At 71.5% G+C, this 20823-nt stretch carries 23 protein-coding genes; 10 read left to right on the plus strand and 13 right to left on the minus strand.

Annotated elements, in window-relative coordinates:
• Positions 1-37 precede the first annotated feature (37 nt).
• Complete coding sequence (sucB, locus tag M8542_RS45510) at positions 38-1795, minus strand: 2-oxoglutarate dehydrogenase, E2 component, dihydrolipoamide succinyltransferase (RefSeq protein WP_257926648.1); 1758 nt, start codon at positions 1793-1795, stop codon at positions 38-40.
• 56 nt (positions 1796-1851) lie between these two features.
• Positions 1852-3225: a dihydrolipoyl dehydrogenase gene (lpdA, locus tag M8542_RS45515; protein WP_257926649.1), complete on the minus strand. Its 1374-nt coding sequence runs from the start codon at positions 3223-3225 to the stop codon at positions 1852-1854.
• 182 nt (positions 3226-3407) lie between these two features.
• Between lpdA and M8542_RS45520 the strand changes: the two genes are divergently transcribed.
• On the plus strand, positions 3408-3752 hold the full coding sequence (locus M8542_RS45520) for an oxidoreductase (protein ID WP_257926650.1): 345 nt from the start codon (positions 3408-3410) through the stop codon (positions 3750-3752).
• On the opposite strand, the gene M8542_RS45525 is transcribed toward M8542_RS45520, so the two are convergent.
• From M8542_RS45525 to M8542_RS45545, 5 genes are all read right to left on the minus strand, one after another.
• Positions 3749-4201 carry a GNAT family N-acetyltransferase gene (locus tag M8542_RS45525; RefSeq protein WP_257926651.1) on the minus strand — a complete coding sequence of 151 codons (453 nt, stop codon included), beginning with the start codon at positions 4199-4201 and terminating at the stop codon, positions 3749-3751. The genes M8542_RS45520 and M8542_RS45525 overlap by 4 nt on opposite strands.
• 10 nt (positions 4202-4211) lie before the next feature.
• Positions 4212-5177 carry an SMI1/KNR4 family protein gene (locus M8542_RS45530; protein ID WP_257926652.1) on the minus strand — a complete coding sequence of 322 codons (966 nt, stop codon included), beginning with the start codon at positions 5175-5177 and terminating at the stop codon, positions 4212-4214.
• Between the two features lie 9 nt (positions 5178-5186).
• Positions 5187-6161, minus strand: a complete 975-nt coding sequence (locus M8542_RS45535) for a TAXI family TRAP transporter solute-binding subunit (RefSeq protein WP_257926653.1) — start codon at positions 6159-6161, stop codon at positions 5187-5189.
• Positions 6158-8119: a TRAP transporter permease gene (locus tag M8542_RS45540; RefSeq protein WP_257926654.1), complete on the minus strand. Its 1962-nt coding sequence runs from the start codon at positions 8117-8119 to the stop codon at positions 6158-6160. Before M8542_RS45540 ends, M8542_RS45535 begins: the two co-directional genes overlap by 4 nt.
• A gap of 121 nt (positions 8120-8240) precedes the next feature.
• Complete coding sequence (locus tag M8542_RS45545; protein WP_257926655.1) at positions 8241-9740, minus strand: leucyl aminopeptidase; 1500 nt, start codon at positions 9738-9740, stop codon at positions 8241-8243.
• Between the two features lie 109 nt (positions 9741-9849).
• Between M8542_RS45545 and M8542_RS45550 the strand changes: the two genes are divergently transcribed.
• Together M8542_RS45550 and M8542_RS45555 are read left to right on the plus strand one after the other, a co-directional pair.
• The gene (locus tag M8542_RS45550) at positions 9850-10698 is read left to right on the plus strand and encodes a hypothetical protein (RefSeq protein ID WP_257926656.1); all 849 of its coding nucleotides are present in this window, start codon (positions 9850-9852) and stop codon (positions 10696-10698) included.
• Complete coding sequence (locus M8542_RS45555; protein ID WP_257926657.1) at positions 10691-11356, plus strand: ribonuclease FAU-1 family protein; 666 nt, start codon at positions 10691-10693, stop codon at positions 11354-11356. The genes M8542_RS45550 and M8542_RS45555 overlap by 8 nt, the downstream gene beginning before the upstream one ends.
• Here the strand turns inward: M8542_RS45555 and M8542_RS45560 are convergent.
• Positions 11313-11615 (minus strand): hypothetical protein, encoded by a 303-nt coding sequence (locus tag M8542_RS45560; RefSeq protein ID WP_257926658.1) that lies wholly within the window; start codon positions 11613-11615, stop codon positions 11313-11315. The genes M8542_RS45555 and M8542_RS45560 overlap by 44 nt on opposite strands.
• A gap of 96 nt (positions 11616-11711) precedes the next feature.
• On the opposite strand from M8542_RS45560, the gene M8542_RS45565 reads away from it, so the two are divergent.
• Complete coding sequence (locus tag M8542_RS45565) at positions 11712-12815, plus strand: branched-chain amino acid aminotransferase (protein WP_257926659.1); 1104 nt, start codon at positions 11712-11714, stop codon at positions 12813-12815.
• A 52-nt stretch (positions 12816-12867) separates the two neighbouring features.
• On the opposite strand, the gene cobT is transcribed toward M8542_RS45565, so the two are convergent.
• Positions 12868-13977, minus strand: a complete 1110-nt coding sequence (gene cobT, locus M8542_RS45570) for a nicotinate-nucleotide--dimethylbenzimidazole phosphoribosyltransferase (RefSeq protein ID WP_276588016.1) — start codon at positions 13975-13977, stop codon at positions 12868-12870.
• A 53-nt stretch (positions 13978-14030) separates the two neighbouring features.
• Between cobT and M8542_RS45575 the strand changes: the two genes are divergently transcribed.
• Positions 14031-14708 (plus strand): IspD/TarI family cytidylyltransferase, encoded by a 678-nt coding sequence (locus M8542_RS45575; RefSeq protein ID WP_257926660.1) that lies wholly within the window; start codon positions 14031-14033, stop codon positions 14706-14708.
• On the opposite strand, the gene M8542_RS45580 is transcribed toward M8542_RS45575, so the two are convergent.
• Entirely contained in the window at positions 14705-15157 is a 453-nt protein-coding gene (locus tag M8542_RS45580; protein ID WP_257926661.1) for a hypothetical protein, read from the minus strand. The genes M8542_RS45575 and M8542_RS45580 overlap by 4 nt on opposite strands.
• Positions 15158-15296: 139 nt before the next feature.
• On the opposite strand from M8542_RS45580, the gene M8542_RS45585 reads away from it, so the two are divergent.
• Genes M8542_RS45585 through M8542_RS45595 form a run of 3 tightly spaced genes read left to right on the plus strand, consistent with a single transcriptional unit; the run spans position 15297 to position 17090 of the window.
• Entirely contained in the window at positions 15297-16046 is a 750-nt protein-coding gene (locus M8542_RS45585) for a GntR family transcriptional regulator (protein WP_257926662.1), read from the plus strand.
• Positions 16043-16885, plus strand: a complete 843-nt coding sequence (locus tag M8542_RS45590; RefSeq protein ID WP_257926663.1) for a phosphoribosylaminoimidazolesuccinocarboxamide synthase — start codon at positions 16043-16045, stop codon at positions 16883-16885. Before M8542_RS45585 ends, M8542_RS45590 begins: the two co-directional genes overlap by 4 nt.
• Complete coding sequence (locus M8542_RS45595) at positions 16878-17090, plus strand: hypothetical protein (RefSeq protein ID WP_257926664.1); 213 nt, start codon at positions 16878-16880, stop codon at positions 17088-17090. The genes M8542_RS45590 and M8542_RS45595 overlap by 8 nt, the downstream gene beginning before the upstream one ends.
• Here M8542_RS45595 and M8542_RS45600 read toward each other — a convergent pair.
• Positions 17087-18076 carry an aldo/keto reductase family protein gene (locus M8542_RS45600; protein WP_257926665.1) on the minus strand — a complete coding sequence of 330 codons (990 nt, stop codon included), beginning with the start codon at positions 18074-18076 and terminating at the stop codon, positions 17087-17089. The genes M8542_RS45595 and M8542_RS45600 overlap by 4 nt on opposite strands.
• A gap of 114 nt (positions 18077-18190) precedes the next feature.
• A complete protein-coding gene (locus M8542_RS45605; protein ID WP_257926666.1) occupies positions 18191-18838 on the minus strand; it encodes a DUF3043 domain-containing protein in 648 nt (215 codons plus the stop codon).
• Between the two features lie 146 nt (positions 18839-18984).
• Between M8542_RS45605 and M8542_RS45610 the strand changes: the two genes are divergently transcribed.
• Positions 18985-19362 carry a HesB/IscA family protein gene (locus M8542_RS45610; protein ID WP_257926667.1) on the plus strand — a complete coding sequence of 126 codons (378 nt, stop codon included), beginning with the start codon at positions 18985-18987 and terminating at the stop codon, positions 19360-19362.
• Between the two features lie 61 nt (positions 19363-19423).
• On the opposite strand, the gene M8542_RS45615 is transcribed toward M8542_RS45610, so the two are convergent.
• On the minus strand, positions 19424-19594 hold the full coding sequence (locus M8542_RS45615; protein ID WP_257926668.1) for a hypothetical protein: 171 nt from the start codon (positions 19592-19594) through the stop codon (positions 19424-19426).
• Positions 19595-19742: 148 nt separating this feature from the next.
• On the opposite strand from M8542_RS45615, the gene M8542_RS45620 reads away from it, so the two are divergent.
• Entirely contained in the window at positions 19743-20732 is a 990-nt protein-coding gene (locus M8542_RS45620) for a carbohydrate kinase family protein (protein ID WP_257926669.1), read from the plus strand.
• Positions 20733-20823 lie beyond the last annotated feature (91 nt).

Consider the following 20823-nt stretch of genomic DNA (forward strand, 5'->3'; position numbering starts at 1 on the left):
CCACGGGAGTTCCGTGGCGGCCTTCGTCAGGGGTGTCTCAGAGGCCGAGCTCGTCCTCGAAGTTGCCCTCTTCCAGGCGCTGCTTGACCGTCGTCAGGAAGCGGCCCGCGTCGGCCCCGTCCACCAGGCGGTGGTCGTAGGTCAGCGGCAGGTACACCATCGAGCGGACGGCGATCGTGTCGTTGCCGTCGGCGTCGGCGACGACCACCGGGCGCTTGACGACCGCGCCGGTGCCGAGCATGCCCGACTGCGGCTGCACGATGATCGGCGTGTCGAACAGCGCGCCGTTCGAGCCGATGTTCGTGATCGTGAACGTGCCGCCGGACAGCTCGTCGGGCTTGATCTGGTTGGCCCGCGCGCGGCCCGCCAGGTCGGCGATCCGGTGCGCGAGACCGGCCAGGCTCAGCTCACCCGCGTCGTGGATCACGACCGAGAGCAGGCCGCGCTCGGTGTCCACCGCGATGCCCAGGTGCACGGCGCCGTGGTAGGTGATCTCCTTCGTGTCCTCGTTGTAGGACGCGTTGACGTTCGGGTGCTGCTTGAGCGCCTCGACCGTGGCCTTCGCGAAGAACGGCAGGAACGTCAGGTTGACGCCCTCGCGCTCCTTGAAGGCCGCCTTCGCCCGCTGGCGCAGCTTGGCGATCTTCGTGACGTCGACCTCGTGGACCTGCGTGAGCTGCGCGGACTCCTGCAGCGACTCGCGGGTCTTGGTGGCCGTGATCTGGCGGATCCGGCTGGCCTTCTGCACGGTGCCGCGCAGGGCCTGGACCTCCGGGGAGACCGAAGCGGCACGCGGGGCCGGGGCCGACGGAGCGGCCGCGGCGGCGGGAGCCGACGGGGCGGCGGCCGGGGCCGGGGCCTGCTGCTTCTGCTTCTCCTCGGCCGCGGCCAGGACGTCCTGCTTGCGGATCCGGCCGCCGACGCCGCTGCCGGTCAGCGACGCGAGGTCGATGCCGTGCTCGGACGCGAGCTTGCGGACCAGCGGCGTGACGTACGGGCCGTCCGCCGAGCTCTCCTTCGCCGCGGCCGGCTCGGCCTTGGGCTCGGGCTTCGGTTCCGGCTTGGGCTCGGGCTTGGCCTGCTGGACCGGCTCGGGCTTCGGCTCCGGCTTGGGTTCCGGCTTCGGCTCGGGCTTGGGCTCCGGCTTGCTCTCGGCCTTCGGCGCCGCGTTCGCGTCACCGATCACGGCCAGGACGCCGCCGACCTCGACGGTCTCGTCCTCGCCCGCGCGGATCTCCAGCACCGTGCCGGCGACCGGCGACGGCACCTCGGTGTCGACCTTGTCGGTGGAGATCTCGAGCAGCGGCTCGTCGACCTCGACCGAGTCGCCGACCGCCTTCAGCCAGCGCGTGACGGTGCCTTCGGTGACGCTTTCGCCCAGCTCGGGCAGCTTCACCTCGGTGCCTTCACCACCGGCGGCCGGCGCGGTGTCCGGCTTGCTCGGCGCGCTGTCCTGGGCCTGCGGCTCGGGCTCGGACGACTGCTCCGGCTCGGGTGCGGACTCTTCCTGCGCGGGCTCTTCCTTCGCCGGGGCGGAGGCCTCGGGCGCGCCGCCGGACCCGTCGTCGATGACGGCGAGCTCGGCGCCGACCTCGACGGTCTCGTCTTCGGTGGCGCTGATCTTCACGACCGTGCCCGCGACCGGGGACGGCACCTCGGTGTCGACCTTGTCGGTCGAGATCTCGAGCAACGGCTCGTCGACCTCGACGGTGTCGCCCTCCTGCTTAAGCCACCGGGTGACGGTGCCTTCGGTGACGCTCTCCCCGAGCTCCGGCAGTGTGACGGAGTAGGCCATCGTTCGCTGACTCCTCTTTCAAGATTCTGCGTGGTCTGGATTCTGCTGGTGGGACGTCAGCTGTGCACGTGCAGCGGCTTGCCGGCCAGGGCAAGGAACGCTTCACCGAGGGCCTCGGTCTGGGTGGGGTGGGCGTGGATGAGCGGCGCGACGTCTTCGGGGAAAGCTTCCCAGCTGTAGATCAGCTGCGCTTCACCGATCAGCTCGCCGACGCGGTCGCCGACCATGTGGACCCCGACGACCGGGCCGTCCGGGGCCTTGACCAGCTTCACCCCGCCGGAGGTCTTGAGGATCTGGCTCTTGCCGTTGCCGCCGAGGTCGTAGGTGAACGTCGTGACGTCGGCGCCGTACTTGTCCTTCGCCTGCGACTCGGTCAGCCCGACCGACGCGACCTCCGGGTGCGAGTAGGTGACCCGCGGGATGCCGCTCTCGTCGATGACGCGCGGGCTCTGCCCGGCGATCTCTTCGGCGACGAAGATGCCCTGCTGGAAGCCGCGGTGCGCGAGCTGCAGGCCGGGGACGATGTCGCCGACGGCGTAGACGTTCGGCAGGTTCGTGCGCAGCCGCTCGTCGGTGAGGACGAAGCCGCGCTCGATCTTGACGCCGGCCTCCTCGTAGCCGTGGCCGGCCGAGTTCGGGCCGCGGCCGACGGCGACCAGCAGCAGGTCGGCGTCGATGGTCTCGCCGGACTCCAGCGAAACGCTCACGCCGTTGTCGTCCTGCTTCGCGCCGGTGAACTTCACGCCGGTCTTGAAGGCGATCTTGCGGCGGCGGAAAGCGCGCTCGAGCTGCTTGGACGCGAACTCGTCCTCGTTCGGGACCAGCCGCGGCAGCGCTTCCACGATGGTGACGTCGACGCCGAAGGAGGCCCAGACGCTGGCGAACTCGACACCGATGACACCGCCACCGAGGACGACGACCTTCTTGGGGACGTAGTCGAGGGCGAGGGCCTGCTCGCTGGCGATGATGCGGCCGCCGAGCTCCAGGCCGGGCAGCGTGCGCGAGTACGAGCCGGTGGCGAGGATGACGTTCTTGCCGGTGTAGCGGGTGCCGTCCACCTCGACGGTCGTGCCGCCGACGAACGTGCCGCTGCCCTCGACGAGGTTCACCTTGTGCGCCTTGGCCAGGCCCTGCAGGCCCTTGTACAGGCGGGCGACGATGCCGTCCTTGTACTTGTTGACGCCGGCGATGTCGATGCCCTCGAAGACGGCCTTCACGCCGACCGCCTCGGCTTCACGGGTCTCGTCGGCGACCTCGGCGGCGTGCAGCAGGGCCTTGGTCGGGATGCAGCCCCGGTGGAGGCACGTCCCGCCCAGCTTGTCCTTCTCGATCAACGTGACGGAAAGGCCCAGCTCGGCCGCGCGGAACGCCGCGGCGTAGCCGCCCGATCCGCCTCCCAGGATCACGAGGTCGGCGGAGGTGTCGGTCACTTGTATAACTCCTCGGCAAGCAGTGGGGTGATGCTCTGTCGTCGCCCTCGCGCGGTATAACCGCGCGCGCGACACCCGCCATCTTGTCACTACGCCGGACGGGGCTGCGACCTAGCCGGGTGTGCGACGCCGACCACACGCGGACATCGGGATAATGAGTGGCGAACGTCTCGGGAGGGAAGGTGGTCGTGGTGGGGCTGTTCGACTCGCTGCGCAGGCGCGCCAAAGGTGGTCAGCGGGCCGGCACGCTGCGGAAAGCCAGTTCCGAAGACACCCGGCACCTCGAGGAGTGGGCGGCCTCGCGCCGGGGTGTCGAGGCCTACGTGGAGCCGAAGACGAACGTCACGGAGACCACTGTGGTGTTGATCGCCCACGACGGTGAGTGGACCCGCCGCCGCATCGGCAGCCTCGACGCCGCCCAGCAGTTCGGCCACCGGCGTTCGATCCCCGTGTACGAGGTCGCGCGGGTCGGCTACCCGAAGCGCATGCGCGAGTACACCGAGCGCAAGAAGCGCGGCCAGGCCTAGAGCTCCAGCCGGCCGACGACCTCGCCGTTGAAGGTCTGGCCGGTCGGGCGGAAGCCCAGCTTGAGGTAGAAGTCCTCCGGGCCGCCCTCGGCCGGGATCCACAGCACGGTCGCGGTGGTGTTGCCGCGTCTTCGGGCCTCCTCGAGGACGGTTTCGACGGCGAACCGGCCGTGGCCGCGGCCCTGGACGCCGGCGCCGACGTTGAGCCGCCAGATCCCGCAGCGGAAGAAGTCGAGCTCCGCGTGCGGGTCGAAGCCGCCCATCACGAAGGCGACCGGTTCACCGTCGTCGAGGATCAGCCTCGGCCAGGCGACGTCCGGTTGCGTGTAGGCCTCGGCGAGCGAGACGGCGACCGGCGCGACGAAGTCCTTCTGGTGCGGTTCGACGGCCAGCTGGCACGCGGCGGCGACGTTTTCGCGGGTGATCTTCTCGACGGTGAGGGTGGTCACCGGCTTCAACCTAGCTGGCTTGGGCGAGCAGCGTGGCGTGCTTGACGAGCGCGGCGCGGAACGACGAGTGCACGCTCGTGCCGAGCACCGGGTCGACCTCGACCACGTGCCCCGCCGAGAGCAGCAGCACGGCCGGGTCGGCGAGGACGACCACGCCGTTCTCGGCCCGCAGGTCCGCCGTGCCGAGCAGGCGCGGGAAGACGACGTCGGCGGGCAGGCCGTCGCAGGTGCGCAGGAAGTCCCGGTGGTCCTCGGGGAGTTCGACGCCCAGGCGCAGTTCGGCCGAACGGATCGACGCCTCGGACGCCGGGGGCGGGAGGGCGCCGGTGCCGCGCAGCCGCAGGATGTGCCCGACCAGGTCGGGCCAGCTGCCCAGGTCCGCCGGGTAACGCTCGTGCAGCGCCGCGACCAGCGCGCCCGCGCAGGCCGGCGCCCAGTCGCGCAGGCCGAGCGGGTCCGCGCCCGCCACCAGCGCGGGAGCCAGCGCGCGGGTCGCGGCCAGCGTCGCGACGTCCGGGTGCGGCCCGGTCAGCGAGGCCCACGACTCGAGGTCGCCGTCGGCGAGGGCCGTGCGGACCCGGTCCGGGCGCGACGGCGCGACGTGCTGGACGACCTGGGCGATCGGCCCGGGCGGGAGCACCCCGTCGAGGTCGGAGACCGGCTTCCGCAACGACGCCGTGTGTGCGCGTTCCTCGGCGTCGAGGTCCAGCGGGGACAACCCCGACGCCCACTCCGGGCGGCCGCCGCGGGCTTCGAAGAGCATCGCCCACGCGCGGGCCCGGACCGGGTCGGGTGCCAGCGCCGTCACCGGCCGTTCCGTGCGCGACTGCCACTGCGTGACCAGCCGGTCGGCCTCCTCGAGCGCCCCGGTGACCGCGAGCAGCAGAGCCGCGTACCCGATCCGGTCGTCGAGCCGGGCCTCCGGCGCGGTCAGGACGTCGCGGACCGCCGTCTCCAGGTACTCGCCGGCGTCCACACCCCGACCCTAGCCGAGGGCTTGCTTCGCCCCCGGGTGCAGCGGGACCGGGTCGGTCTGCGTCGCCAGCTGCTTCGAGATCTCCTTCGCCGCCGGGTGGACCTTCGCCAGCTCGGCCTGCTTGTCGAAGATCAGCTTCGTGATCGCGCACGCGTTGCCCGCCGGGAAGTCCTCGCGCACCAGCAGCAAGTTGGGCACCACGATCGTCGGCACGTCCGAGGGCTGCGCGTACGTCTTCGCCGGGATCACGGCCTGGTCGTAGACCGGGTTGACCGCCTTCAGCTTCGGCAGCAGCGGCGTGATGTCGAGGAACTTGACCTTGTCCTTCAACGCCGTGGTGATATCGGTGATCTGCGCGGTCGGCAGGCCGCCGGACCAGACGAGCCCGTCGAGCGTGCCCGCCTTCATCCCGTCGGCGGTCTTGGCCAGGTCGAGGCGCTGCGCCTGGACGTCGGACTCCGGCTTGAGGCCCGCCGCCTGCAACAGCCGGTTCGCGATCACCTCGGTGCCCGACTTCGGCGATCCCGTCGAGATCCGCTTGCCCTTCATGTCGGCGACGGAGTTGATGCCCGAGTCGGTGCGGACCAGCACCTGTGTCGAGTTCGGGTAGATCCGGGACAGCGCCTGGACCTTCTGCGGCTTGCCGTCGAAGGAGCCCTTGCCGTTCACCGCGTCCGCCGCGGTGTCCGCGAGCGAGAACGCGACGTCGTAGTTGCCGGCGACCAGCTGCTGGATGTTCTGCACCGACGCGCCGGTCTCCGCGGCCGTCGCGCGCAGCTTGGTGTTGTTGCTGATCAGCTGGGCCAGGCCGCCGCCGAGCACGTAGTAGACGCCGCCGCTGTTGCCGGTGGCGATGGTGATCCGGCCTTCGCCGGCTTCGCAGGACTGGGTCCCGCTCGCGGCGGGGGAGTCCGTCTGCTGTTTCCCGCCGCAGCCCGTGACGGCCAGAGCGAGTACCGCGGCAGCGGCCAGTGCGCGTTTCATGCTGTCCTCCTCTTGAGCACGGCGTGGGCGAACATGGCGACGACACAGAACGCGGCGCCGACCGCGATCGGCACCGGTTCCAGGTAGAGCAGGCACAGGGCGGCCGGGACGAACAACAGCCGCACGCCGACGCTGACCGGCCCGAACAGCCAGCCGCCGGTGACCACCGCCAGCGCGGCCACCGCCACCGCGGAGACCGCCGCCACCCACAGCACGGTGAGCACGTCGGACTCCAGCAGCAGCGCGGCACCGTTGTCGGTGAGCACGAACGCGATCGGCACGAGGAACGCGGGCAGCGTGTACTTCCAGCACTGCCACATGGTTCCCAGCACCGACCCACCGGTGATGGCCGCGGACGCCACCGCGGCCAGCGCGGTCGGCGGCGTCACTTCCGAGAGCACCGCGTAGTAGAAGATGAACATCGCGCGCTCGGCGTCGGCGACCCCGAGCGTCTCGAGAGCCGGCCCGATCACCACCCACGCGATGATGAAGCTCGCGGTGACCGGCACCGCGAGCCCGAGCACGCCGACGGCGACCGCCGAGAGCAGCACGGTCAGGATCAGGATCACCGTGCCGTTGTCGGTCAGCGCGCCGGCCAGCTCGACCAGCGCGTCGGCGAGTTCGAGGCCGAGGCCGGTCTTGGTGATGGTCGAGGTGATCACGCCGGCCGCCGCGCACACCGCGATCACCGGCAGCGCCCCGCGCACCCCGGCCGAAAGCGCGTCGACCATGTCCTTGGCCCAGCCCCGTACGTCGCGGCGGCGGGCGATGAGCGCGAACAGCGCCGCGACGCCGGTGGCGTAGACGACCGCGGCGAACGGCGGGATGTCCAGCGCCAGGAACACGACGATGATCGCCAGCGACAGGAAGTGGTAACCACCGCGCAGCAACAGCTTCCACGGTTCGCCGTGCGGGACGTCGACCGCTTCGGCCTTGAAGCGGCGGGCGTCGGCCTCCATCGCGAACACGATGCCGAGGTAGTAGAGCAGTGTCGGCACGGTCGCCCAGATCAGCACCTTCAGGTACGACGTCTGCAGGTACTCGGCGATGATGAACGCGGCGGCGCCCAGCGTCGGCGGGGAGAGGATCGCGCCGATGCCGGACGCGGCGAGCAGCCCGCCAGCGTTTTCCTTGGGGTAGTTGGCTTTCTTCAGGATCGGCCAGGTGATCGAGCCGAGGCTGACCGCGGTCGCCGTGCCCGAACCCGAGACCGTGCCGAGCAGGAAGCCCGACAGCACGGTGGTCCGGCCCGGCGCGGTCCGCGACTTCCGGAACGCGGCGAAGGAGATGTCCACGAAGAACCGGCCGGCGCCGGAGGCGTTGAGCACGGCGCCGTAGAGGGTGAACAGCACGATGTAGCTGCCCGCGACGTCGAGCGGGGTGCCGTAGAACCCGCTCGCGTCGTTGTAGAGCGCGTTGATGATCTGGCTGAAGTCGATGCCCGCGTGCGCGATGCCCCACTTCTGCGGGAGGAAGCCGCCGTAATAGGCGTAGGCCAGGAAGAGCAGGCAGACGATCGGCAGCACCAGGCCGGTGGTGCGGCGGGTGGCTTCGAGGATCAGGACGAGCAGCAGCGCGCCGGCCACGATGTCCAGCGGGGACAGGATGCCTTGGCGGTCCAGGAAGTCGTCGTACCCGATGAGCACGGGGTAGAGGCCGACCGCCAGCGCGACGATCGCGAGGGCCCAGTCGGTCCAGCCGGGGTCGTCACGGCCGCGCAGCCGCGGGCGGTAGCAGAGGAACACCAGCGGGAGCGTGCCGCCGAGGAAGAGCACGAGGTAGAACTGGTTCCCCTTGGCGAAGGGGAAGAACACCTGCTTGAGCACGAGCACGGCGACGACGAGGGCGACGAAGTAGACGACCCGGTCCGGCACCCGGGAGAGCGTGCGCGCGGGCCGTTCCTCGTCGTGCTCGGCGGCGATGGCGGCAGTCGTGTCCTCTTCGACCGGTTGGGTCATCACTGCCCCCTTCGCGATGGTGACACGTTACGGTGTCGCGGATCACATCGAAAGGGATCTTCCGGTCGCAAAACGGCGAAGGGGGCTCCCGCCGTGGCGGAAGCCCCCTTCGGGACGCGGGTCAGCCGTTGGCGGCGATGTCCGCCAGGACCGCGGCGATGGTCCGGACCGGGACGCCGGTGCCGCCCTTGCCGGTGTAGCCCCACGGCGAGCCGGTGTTGAACGACGGGCCCGCGATGTCGATGTGGACCCAGTCGAGGCCGTCGGCGACGAACTCGCGCAGGAAGATCCCGGCCGCGAGCATGCCGCCCCAGCGGTGGCCGGTGACGTTGGCCAGGTCGGCCAGGCGCGAGTCGAGGTCGGCGCGCAGCTCCTCCGGCAGCGGCATGGCCCAGCCGTTCTCGCCGGTGGCCTGCATGATCGCCGCGACGCGGTCGCGGAAGTCGTCCGAGCCCATCACACCGGCGGTGCGGTTGCCGAGCGCGACGACCTGGGCGCCGGTCAGCGTCGAGGTCTCGATCAGGTAGTCCGGGTTCTCCTCGGCCGCGCGCACCATCGCGTCGACCAGGACCAGCCGGCCCTCGGCGTCGGTGTTGAGGACCTCGACGGTCTTGCCGCCGTACATCGTCAGCACGTCACCGGGCCGGTACGACGTCCCGGACGGCAGGTTCTCCGCCAGCGGGATGTGCGCGACGACCTCCAGCGGGTACTTGAGCTTCGCGGCGAGCACCACGGCCGCGAGCACGCCGGCCGCGCCGGACATGTCCGAGGTCATGTGGTCCATGTTCGCGGCGGGCTTGAGCGAGATGCCGCCCGAGTCGAACGTGATGCCCTTGCCGACCAGCGCGACCTTCTTGGCGGCCTTGGCCGGCTTGTAACCGATGCGGACCAGGCGCGGCTGGCGGGCCGAGCCGCCGCCGACGCCGAGGATGCCGCCGAAGCCCTTGCGCTTGAGCGCCTTCTCGTCGAGGACCTCGAACTCGAGGCCGTTGTCCTCGGCCAGCTTCCGCGCGCGGTCGGCGAAGGAAGCCGGGAACAGGTCGTTCGGCGGGGTGTTGATCAGGTCGCGAGCGGTGAGGACGGCCTCGGCGATGCTGGTCGCGGCCTTCAGCGTCGCCTTGTGCTCGCGCGCGGTGCCCTCGGCCGGGCTCGCGAAGTCGACCTTCGCGACCGGCGCGTCACCCTTCTCCGAGCGGTAGGCGGTGAAGACGTAGGAGCCGAGGACGGTGCCCTCGACGGCGGCCTGCAGGTCGAGCTCCGACAGCGTGACGAACGCGCGGTCGGTGCCGGCCAGCGCGCGGCCGGCGGCGCCCGCGGCGCGGCGGACCTGCTCGGGGGTGATGCCGTCACCCTCCTTGCCCAGGCCGACGGCGAGCACGACACCGGCCGGGAGCTTGCCGAGCGTCGGCACCTTGACGACTTCTTCGGCCTTGCCGCTCGCGCCGAGGGTGGCCAGCAGGCCGGCGAGCCGGCCGTCGAAGGCCGCGTCGACGGCGGCGGCGCCCGCGGCGAGCAGCGGGCCGTCCTCGCCGGCCACGGTGCCGATGACGACCACGTCGGCGCGCGTCTTGGCCAGTGCCTCCCCGGTGTTGTCGGACAGGGCGAGCTTAGGCACGGTCACTTCTGGCTCCTCGCGCGTTCTCGGTGGCACCGGGCGCCCGCCCGGTCAGGATCGTGAGCCATGCTAATGACGACCGGACCACAGGTGAACGGCGGGCGAAGGAGGACGCGTGCGGCTGGGCGGTGGGCTGCTGGTGGCGCTGGCGGCGGCAGCGGCGGGTGCGGGCTGGTGGCTGCTCGCCGGGCTGGTGCTCGCGGCGATCGCCGCCGGGGTGACGGCGCGGGTCCCGGAACCCGGAGATGCCCTGGTCGACCGGGTTGTGGTGGTGTTCGCGCGGCTCGCCGAAGTGACCGTCTACGCGCTCGCGTTCGGTGCCTACGTCCTCCCCGCGCACCGCGAACTCGCGGCCGCCGCGTTCGTCGTCGTGGTGGCCGGCGCGGGGTTCGCCGGGCTGAAGATCCCGACGATCGTCGTACGGACCGCGGCCGGGCTGCTGCTCCTCGCGGGGCTCTTGCTCGTCGTGGTGTGCGTGGCGGTGACGCCGGTGTCGACCGTCGGCGGCGGGCTGCAGCCGCCGGACTTCGCCGGTGTGCTCGTCGCCGCGGTGGTCTTCCTGCCGTTCCTGCGCCCCGGCGGCCGGGAGCACGCCGGCTGGCGGGTCCTCCTGCTCGGCGCGGTCACGGCGTTCGCCGCTTTCGCCGCGCTCTACCAGCTCGGCGCGGTCCGGCTCGGACTGTCCCTGACCTCCCTGCGCGACCTGCTTTCGGCCGCCGACGCGGACTCGCTGCAGCCGCTGCTCACGGCCGTCGCCGTGGTCGCGACCGTGGTGCCCGCCCTCGCCGCCGGCGCCGAGGTCCGCGAGCGGGCCGGCGTGCCCGGGGTGGCCGGGCTCGCCGTCGCCGCGGTGGCCGCGTTCTTCCTGCCGGTGCTGCCCGTGCTGGTCGTCGCCGGGCTGGCGACCGTGATCGAGCTGCTACTGGGTGTACGCGCGCGCAAGTACAGTGGGGTGCGTGAGTGATCGACGCTGGCGGCCGGGGGAGACCGTGCTCGAGCGGTTCCACCGCCCGGACGGCTCGATCGGCCAGGTCCACCCGCTGCGCGTGCTGGAAGACGACGGCCGCGTCCTGCGCGGCTGGCTCCCGGCGGGCACCGCGATCGTCGGCAGCAGGCTCGCCGACGGCCGCCTGATGCGCGAAGCCCCGTTGGAGCAGCGCTTCCGCGTCCCGCGGGTGGCGGTCGCGGACTCGTGGCACGGCGCGTCCACGCTGCGCCGGATCGCCGAGGACGAGTGGTCGTCGGTCTGGTGGTTCTTCGACCTCGAAGGCCGGTTCAAGAACTGGTACGTGAACCTGGAGATCCCGCTGGGCCGCTCGCCGGGCGCGGTCGACCGGATCGACGGCGTGCTCGACGTCGTCGTCGAGCGCGACGGCAGCTGGCGCTGGGACGACGAGGACGAGGCCGAGGCGGCCATCGAGGTCGGCCGGCTGACCCTCGAACAGTTCGACCGGCTGCGGGTGGAAGGCGAGCGGATCGGCGCGCTGGCCGACCGCGGCGCCTACCCGTTCGACGGAACGGACACCGACTTCCGGCCCGGCCCGGGCTGGCCGGCGCCGGAGCTGCCCGCGGGGCTGCTCAGCCCGCGGTCAGGAGAAGGACCAGCGCCAGCACGACGTTGATGACGGCGAGGATGACGACCGACTTCGTCGGCACCACCTTCGGGAAGACCACCTTGCCGTGGATGCTCCGCCACCAGAAGATGCCGAAGACCCCGGCGACGAGCCCGAGGAAGCCGCCGAAGCCGCTGCTGAGCACGGCCCAGCCGACCATGCCGAGCAGACCGACGCCGAAGGTCAGCAGCACCGCGGTGGCGAACGTCTTGACGTCGGCCCCGCCGGTCTTGGGCCGGGGCACCGGCTCCGTGGAGTGGTAGGTCACGCCGCCATACTAGAGCGGTCACGCCGCGGGCGCGGGCCACCCGGAACAGTGGGACATCCGACTAACGCGCTTCCGACCAAGCGGTATCCTCCAGCCATGACCACGTCGACGCAGTTCGCCCATGTCCCGCACCCGAGTCCTGCGAGCGCGGACCGTGTCGCGGAGGTACTCGAAACACCCGGGTTCGGGTTGTACTTCACCGACCACATGGTGACCGTCAAGTGGTCGAAGACCGAAGGCTGGCACGACGCCCAGGTCGGCCCGTACGCCCCGTTCACCCTCGACCCGGCGACGTCGGTGCTGCACTACGGCCAGGCCATCTTCGAGGGCCTCAAGGCCTACCGCCAGCCGGACGGCACGATCGCGTCGTTCCGCCCGGACGCCAACGCCGCGCGCTTCCGCCAGTCGGCCGAGCGGCTCGCCATGCCGCAGCTGCCCGAAGACGTCTTCGTCGAGTCGCTGCGGGAGCTCATCGCCGTCGACAGCCGCTGGGTGCCCACCCGCCAGGGTGACTCCCTCTACCTGCGGCCGTTCATGATCTCGACGTCCACCGGGCTCGGCGTCAACAGCCCGGCGGCCGACTACGTGTACACCGTCATCGCGTCCCCGGCGGGCTCGTACTTCTCCGGCGGTGTGAAGCCGGTGAGCGTCTGGCTGTCGACGGAGTACGTGCGCGCGGCGCCCGGCGGCACCGGCGCGGCGAAGTGCGCCGGCAACTACGCGGCGTCGTTCGTGGCGCAGGCGCAGGCCGTGGAGAAGGGCTGCGACCAGGTCGTCTGGCTCGACGCGGTGGAGCGGCGCTGGGTCGAGGAGATGGGCGGGATGAACCTGTTCTTCGTCTTCGGCTCCGGCGAGAACGCCCGGCTGGTGACGCCGGAGCTGACCGGCTCGCTGCTGCCCGGCGTGACGCGCAAGTCGTTGCTGCAGCTGGCTTCCCGGCTCGGGTACAAGGTCGAAGAGCGCCGGATCTCCACCGAGGAGTGGGAGAAGGCCGCGGCTTCGGGTGAGCTGACCGAGACGTTCGCCTGCGGCACCGCGGCGGTGATCACCCCGGTCGGGCACGTCAAGCACGCGAACGGCGAGTTCACCATCGCCGACGGGCAGCCCGGCTCGCTGACCATGAAGCTGCGTGAAGAGCTGACCGGCATCCAGGAAGGCACCCACCCGGACGCCGACCACTGGATGGTCCCGCTCGGCTGAGCGGCTCGACGAAAAAGGCCCCCGCGTTCCCGCGGGGGCCTTTTTCGTCGGCTCAGGTGGCGGTGGCCGGGATGAGCGGGCCGGAGACGCCGGCCTGCTCGTGGGTCGCGGTCTCGGCCAGCACGCGCGCGGCCATCATCAGCAGCGGCAACGCCGTCACCGCGCCGGTGCCCTCGCCGAGCCGGACGTCCAGCTCCAGCAGCGGGCCGAGGTCGAGGTGCTCCAGGGCGAGCGCGTGGGCCGGCTCGGCCGTCCGCTGGCCGGCCACCCACCAGCGGCGCGCGCCCGGGGCGAGGTCTTCGGCGACGAGGGCCGCGGCGCACGCGACGAGCCCGTCGAGCACGACCGGCGTCCGGCGGGTCGCCGCCTGGGCCAGGAACCCGGCGATCGCCGCGATGTCCGCGCCGGCCGTGGTGCGCAGCAGGTCCAGCGGGGTGGCCAGGACCGGGCGGGCCCGGCGCAGCGCGTCGCGCACCGCCGCGGCCTTGCGCATCCAGGCGTCGTCGTCGATGCCCGAGCCGCGGCCGACCACGGCGACCGGCTCGCTGCCGGTCAGCGCCGCGACCAGCACCGACGCGGGCGTGCTGTTGCCGATCCCGAGGTCACCCGGGATGAGCAGGTCGGCCCCGCCGTCGACCTCCGCGTCGGCGATCGCCATCCCGGCGCGGACGGCCTTGCGCACCTCGGCGTCGGTGAGGGCGTCTTCGACGTCGATGGAGCCGGAGCCGCGGCGGACCTTGAACTCGCCGATCGAGCGGGTCGCGGGGGCTTCGGTGTCCACGGCCATGTCGACCACGCGGACGCTCGCGCCCGCGGCGGCGGCCAGGACGTTGATCGCCGCGCCGCCGGTGAGCATGGTGCCGAGCAGCTGCGCGGTGACCTCGGCGGGATAGGCCGAGACCCCCTTCGCGGCGATCCCGTGGTCCCCGGCGAAGACGATGACGCGGGGCCGCGTGAACGGCCGCGGCGGCGCCTGCCCCTGGCAGGCCGCGATCCAGACGCCCAGCTCTTCGAGCCTGCCCAGCGAGCCGGCCGGCTTGACCAGCTTGGCGTGCAACGCGATGGCGTCGGACCGGGCGTGGTCGTCGGGCGGGGTGATCTCGGGGAACTCGATGTTGTCCGGCTCCACACCAGGCCCTTTCTCTTCCGCGGCAGCGCTCATGACCACGCCGTGGCCAACCTACCGGGGAAGGGCGCCCGGTAGTCTCGCGGCTCGTGGAGACGACGGCGGCCGCGGTGGTGCTGGCCAGTGGCGCGGGCACCCGCGTCGGCGCGAAGCTGAACAAGGTCTACCTGCCGCTGGCCGGCCGGCGGGTGGTCGCCTGGTCCCTGGACGCCTTCAAGCGCGTCCCCGGCATCGGCGTGCTCGTGCTCGTCATCCGGCCGCAGGACCGCGAACTGGCCGACGAGGTCGCCGGCGAAGACGTCGAAATCGTGCACGGCGGCGACACCCGCCAAGCGTCCGAGCTGAACGCGCTGCGCCACCTCGCCCCGCGGATAACAGGCGGCCGGGTCGACGCCGTGCTGCTGCACGACGCGGCCCGGCCGCTGGTCCACCCCGAACTGGTCGGTGCGGTGCTGGCCCGGACACGCGAGGACGGGGGGGCTGTGCCGGGCCTGGCCGCGGACGACGTCGTCGAGGTGGATGCCGGGCACCTGGTGGCCCAGGTGCCCGGCGCGATCCGCGTCCAGACGCCTCAGGGCTTCCGGGCCGGACCGCTGCTCGAGGCCTACGAACAGGCCGAGCGCGAAGGTTTCCTGGGGACGGACACATCGTCGTGCATGGAGCGGTTCTCCTCCCTGCCGATCCGCTGGGTCCCGGGGGCGCCCGAGAACCTCAAGATCACCTACCCGCACGACCTCGTGGTCGCCGAGCGGTTGCTGGCCCGTTAGGCGCACGCGGGTGGGCCGCCACCGTCGTCCCCCTCCGCCTGCGTGCTGCTCGTCGGCCGGATCGTGACGTCGTGGCGCGCCTCCGGCGGGATGTGGCACTCCGGCTGGGGCCGCAGCGCCTGCAGTGGCGCGCCCGGCGTGCCGGGCTCGGCCAGGGTGAGCACCGCTCGCAGCGTCCACACCGGGGTGGCGTGGTACTGCCAGGTGACCACCCGCGGGCTGAACACGTCGGTGCCCGGGAACGTCGGCACGCGGTAGGCGCTCGCGCGGTGTTCGTCGCGCAGGACGATGACATCCGCGCAGGTCGGCCACGTGTGCACCGCGGCGTAGATCTCCGGGGCCTCGCGGCCGCCGAACAGGTGCAGCACCCACTTGCGGCGCCGGAGCTCTTCGAGGAGTTCCTCGAGGACCGGGCCGTTCGAGCCGCTGTGCGCTGTGGGCGGGGACACACTTTCGAGGGTAACTTGCGCACTAGAGCGCAGTCCAGCCCGTGTACTAGTACACCTGGGTGGTTCTGAACAGGGCTTTGTCGGAGACACTCCGGCGTGCTAGAACACTTGTGCGTGAAGTCCGGCGTGAGGAGCCGCCTTGCCCACCCTCGACCGTCCTGAGCCGCCGTACCTGCAGATCGCCGGCCGCATCCGGGAAGACATCCTGTCCGGCCGGCTGCAGGAAGGCGACGCGGTGCCCTCGGCCCGCGAGATCGCACGCACGTGGGCCGTCGCCATGGCGACGGCCACCAAGGTCCTGGCGACCCTTCGCTCGCAGGGGCTCGTGCGCCCGGTGCGCGGCGTCGGCACGGTCGTCGACCGCGGCGGCCTGCACCGCACGGCCCGCGACCGCAACGCCGCTTCGGCGCGCACCGGCCGCATCTACCCGCCCGGCCACTACGCGGTGATCCGCTCGGCGGGCCTCGAGCCCGCGCCCGAGCGCGCCGCGGCCGCGCTGGGTCTGGAGGAAGGCGCCCCGGCCATCCGACGGCGGCGCACCACCTACGGGCCGGACTCGCGGCCGCTTTCGACGTCGACGTCGTGGTTCGACGGCGTGCTGTCGGCCAAGGCGCCGGCGCTGCTGGTGCCGGAGCGGATCGTGGAGGGCACCTCGGCCCACGCGGCCGCGCGCCTGGGCACGAAGATCGCGACGACGCAGGAACGGCACGCGGCCGGGCGCGCGGGCGAGGAGGAGGCGGCCGAGCTGGGGCTGCCCGCCGGATCGCCGGTGCTGCTGGGCCGGAGCACCTTCCTGGCGGCCGACGGCACGGTCGTCGAGTACGGTGAGTCCGCCGCCTTGCCCGACCACTGGGTTTTCTACGAGTACACGACTGAGGACGGCGAATGAAGCACATCCACGCGGGCAAGGTCCGTGACCTGTACGAGCTCGACGGCGGGGACATCCTGCTCGTCGCGTCCGACCGGGTTTCGGTCTACGACGTCTCGCTGCCGACGCCGATCCCGGACAAGGGCGCGCTGCTCAACCAGCTCTCGGCGTGGTGGTTCGAGCGGATGGCCGAAGTCGTGCCGAACCACGTCGTCTCGACGACCGACGTCCCGGCGGAGTTCGCCGGGCGCGCGACGCGCTGCAAGCCGCTGAAGATGGTCCAGGTCGAGTGCATCGCCCGCGGCCACCTCGCGGGCCTGGGCCTGCGCGAATACCAGCGCGACGGCAAGATCTCCGGCGTCGCGCTGCCGCCGGGCCTGGTCGAGGGCGACAAGCTGCCGGAGCCGATCTTCACGCCGACCACGAAGATCTCCGACACCGGCCACGACGAGTTCATGACGTTCGACGAAGTGCTCAACGAGATCGGCGAGGACACCGCGAAGCGGCTTCGCGAGCTGACGCTGGAGATCTACACCAGGGGCGCCGAGCACGCGGCGGAACAGGGCGTGATCATCGCCGACACGAAGCTGGAGTTCGGCTTCGACGTCGACGGCACGCTGACCCTGGGCGACGAGGTCCTGACGTCCGATTCGTCGCGCTTCTGGCCCGCCGACGAGTGGGAGCCGGGCCGCCCGCAGCACGCGTTCGACAAGCAGTTCGTCCGCGACTGGTCACTGACGACGGGCTGGGACAAGACCCCGCCGGGGCCGGAGATCCCCGCGGAGATCGTCGAGCAGACGCGGCAGCGCTACACCGAGGTCTACGAGCGGATCACGGGGAAGACCTGGGTCCGTGGGTGAGTACGACCCGTACCAGCTGATCGACGAGGTCGAGACGCTGCTGACCGCGCGGGGGCTCACCCCGGAGCGGGTGCCCGGGCGCGGCGGGGACCGGCTGGCCGGCGCCGGCCGCCTCCTGCGCGGGTTCGGGCTGGAGCCCCGGATGGCCCCCGAGGACGCGTTCGACCTCGGGGTGCCGTTCCAGGGCCGGATCAACCAGGACTAGGGGCTCTTGGTCAGGCTCGCGTCACGCTCGACGACGTCGCCGAGGACGTCGTCGATCGCCTTGAGCAGGTCGGCGTCGAGCTTCTGGCCGGCGGCCTTGACGTTTTCGTGCACCTGCTCCGGGCGCGAAGCCCCGATGATCGCGGAGGCGACGTTCGGGTTCTGCAGCACCCAGGCGACGGCCAGCTGAGCGAGGGAGAGGCCGGCCTGCTCGGCCAGCGGCTCCAGCTCGGCGACGCGCTTGAGGACGTCCTCGCCGAGGAAGCGGGCGACCATGTTGGCGCCGCCCTTCTCGTCGGTGGCCCGCGAGCCGGCGGGGTAGTCCTGGCCGGGCTTGTACTTGCCGGTGAGCACGCCCTGCGCGATCGGCGACCAGACGATCTGGCTGAGGCCTTCGCGCTCGGAAGCGGGGATGACCTGGTCCTCGATGACGCGCCAGAGCATGTTGTACTGCGGCTGGTTCGAGACGAAGGGGATCTTCAGCTCGCGCGCGAGGGCGGCGCCGCGGGAGATCTGCTCGGCGGTCCACTCGGAGACGCCGACGTAGAGGACCTTGCCCTGGCGCACGAGGTCGGCGAAGGCGAGCATGGTCTCTTCGAGCGGCACGGTCCGGTCGAACCGGTGCGCCTGGTAGAGGTCGACGTAGTCGGTGCCGAGCCTGCTCAGGCTGGCGTTGGCCGACTCCAGGATGTGCTTGCGGGAGAGGCCCTTGTCGTTGGGGCCCTTGGGACCGGTGGGCCAGAAGACCTTCGTGAAGATCTCGAGGCTCTCGCGGCGCTGCCCCTTGAGGCCGCGGCCGAGCACGGACTCGGCGGCGGTGTTGGCGTAGACGTCGGCGGTGTCGAAGGTGGTGATGCCGGCGTCGAGCGCGGCCTTGATGCAGGCGTGGGCCTGCTCTTCCTCGACTTGGGAACCGTGGGTGAGCCAGTTCCCGTACGAGATCTCACTGACGTTGAGGCCACTGCGGCCGAGACGACGAAACTCCATGGCCTCAGCCTAGGCGGTAATCGTTTGCTTTGCTAACGACCCTGGAGTGACTCCGGCCTCGGACAGCGAAAAGCCGGGCAGACCGCGTGGTCCGCCCGGCTCTCGAGGCCAAGCTCAGTTCGGGATCGGGTCGCCCGGCTTGTACCGCGGCTTGGGCACCCGCAGCCGCCGGATCTGGGACGCCCGCACGAACGCGTACCAGCCGATCGACCGGCCGTTGATCGTCTCCTTCGGGAACTTCTCCCGGGCCAGCTTCGCGATCTTGCGGCCGTTCACGAAGCCCTCGATCGCCATCACCAGCAGCATCGCCGTGCACAGCAGCGTGATGTACGACTGCACCTGGGGCAGCGGCACCAGCAGCGCCAGGAACACGATGATCGCCAGCGGCATGAACAGGCCGAGGAGGTTGCGGCGCGTGTCGACCAGGTCGCGGACGTACGCCTTCACCGGGCCGCGGTCGCGGGGCAGCAGCGCCTTGTCGTCGCCGCGCATCATCGCGTCCCGGCGGGCCTTGGCCGCCGCGCGGCGGTCTTCCTTGGTCTGGGGGTTCGCCTTGCGCAGTTCCTTGTTGCGCTTCATCGCCTCGCGCATGGAGGTGGGCGGCGGCGCCACCGGGCCGCGCTTCTTCGCCTCCGCGTCACGGCGTTTCGGCGTAGCCTTGCCCTTACCGGGCGTGTACGCCTTGCCGCCGACGTCGACGGCTTCGGTCGTCTCCGGCTCTTCGGCGGCGGTGTCTGTGGTGCTTCGGCGCAGGAACCTCACCTCACCAGGGTATTGCAGGCGTCACGCCGCCGTTCACCAGGTCGATCGATGTGCGACCATGGTGGGGGAACAGATCGGACGCCCCTGGTGTTGAAGACGTCAGCACGAGGAGTATCCGCAGCGAGTTCGAACTTAGAGGGAGTGCCATGACGACCGCTGAGCACGCCGGCGCGACGCAGGCCGAGACCGCCGAGGAGACCCACGGCGTCACGTTGACCGACGCCGCGGCTTCCAAGGCGAAGGCCCTGCTCGAGCAGGAGGGCCGCGACGACATGCACCTGCGCATCGCCGTGCAGCCCGGTGGCTGCGCGGGCCTGCGCTACCAGCTGTTCTTCGACGAGCGTGCGCTCGACGGCGACCTGTACCGCGACTTCGACGGCCTCAAGGTCGCGGTCGACCGGATGAGCGCGCCGTACGTGACCGACGCCGTCATCGACTTCGTGGACACGATCGAGAAGCAGGGCTTCACGATCGACAACCCGAACGCCACCGGTTCCTGCGCCTGCGGCGACTCGTTCCACTGAGTCCTGGACACAGCAGAAGGGCCCCGCACCGAGTGCGGGGCCCTTCTGCTGTGTCCGGGGGTCACACGTAGGCGTCGAGCTCCGCGACCTGCGCGTGGCACGCCTCGTCGACCTCCCACGGCTGGGCCGCCGAGCGGGGCCGCGGCAGGCTCTCGGCCTTGAGGGTCGCCGGGATGAGCGCACAGTCGGCGATCAGCTCGGACAGGGTCTCGGGTTCGGTGACGGCGTTCACGATTCGTAACGCTATTGATCCGCGACCGACTGGAGAAGCGGTACCAGCCGGTAGTGTCGGTTGGGCGTGCGCGAACTACCCGGACGGGTCATGACCCGGGGGTAACTTCGCGCCTTTTGCCGTGAGGTCGAGCACAAAGGAGCAGCCGGTGGCAGACAGGGCCAGGATCGCGGTATCCGGCAGTATCGCAACCGACCACCTCATGCATTTCCCGGGCAGGTTCGCGGAGCAGCTCGTCGCCGAGCAGCTGCACCGGGTGTCCCTGAGCTTCCTCGCCGACGACCTCGTCGTGCGGCGGGGCGGCATCGGCGCGAACATCGCCTTCGGCCTCGGCGTGCTCGGTGTGCGGCCGGTGCTCGTGGGCGCCGTCGGCGCCGACTTCGCCGACTACCGCTCCTGGCTGGAGCGGCACGGTGTCGACACCTCCGGGGTGCACGTGTCCGAGGTCGCGCACACCGCGCGGTTCGTCTGCACCACCGACGAGGACCTCTGCCAGATCGCGACGTTCTACGCGGGTGCGATGGCCGAGTCCCGCAACATCGAGCTGCTGCCGATCGCCGAGCGCGTCGGCGACCTGAGCCTGGTGCTGATCAGCCCGGACGACCCGGAGGGCATGGTCCGCCACGCCGACGAGTGCCGCCAGCGCGGGTACGCCTTCGCGGTCGACCCGTCGCAGCAGCTGGCCCGGATGACCGGCGAGCAGGCACGCGCGTTCGTCGCCGGCGCGAAGTACCTGTTCAGCAACGACTACGAGTGGGAGCTGCTGCTCCAGAAGACCGGCTGGACCGAGGCCGACGTGCTCGCCCAGGTCGGCATGCGGATCACGACGCTGGGGGAGAAGGGCGTCGAGATCGTCGGCAAGGACGGCGTGGCCCTGCAGATCGGCGCGGTCCCGGAGCGCGCGAAGGCCGACCCGACGGGCGTCGGCGACGGCTTCCGCGCGGGCTTCCTGGCCGGTCTCGACGGCGGCCTGAACGTGGAGCGCGCGGCCCAGCTCGGCTCGCTGATCGCGGTGCTGGTGCTGGAGACCGTGGGCACCCAGGAGTGGACGTTCGACCGCGCGGACGCCCTGGCCCGCATCGGCGAGGCCTTCGGCCCGGAGGCGGCCGACGAGATCGCGGTGGTCCTGCCCGCCTGACACTCCTCGACGGAGGTCCGTTCCCGGGGCAAGATGGCGGTCGAGACGCCGCTTGGGGGCGGATCTCCACGAGGGGGAGTCGGGGGTGTCG

The sequence above is a fragment of the Amycolatopsis iheyensis genome (assembly GCF_024703995.1).
Lineage (GTDB): Bacteria > Actinomycetota > Actinomycetes > Mycobacteriales > Pseudonocardiaceae > Amycolatopsis > Amycolatopsis iheyensis.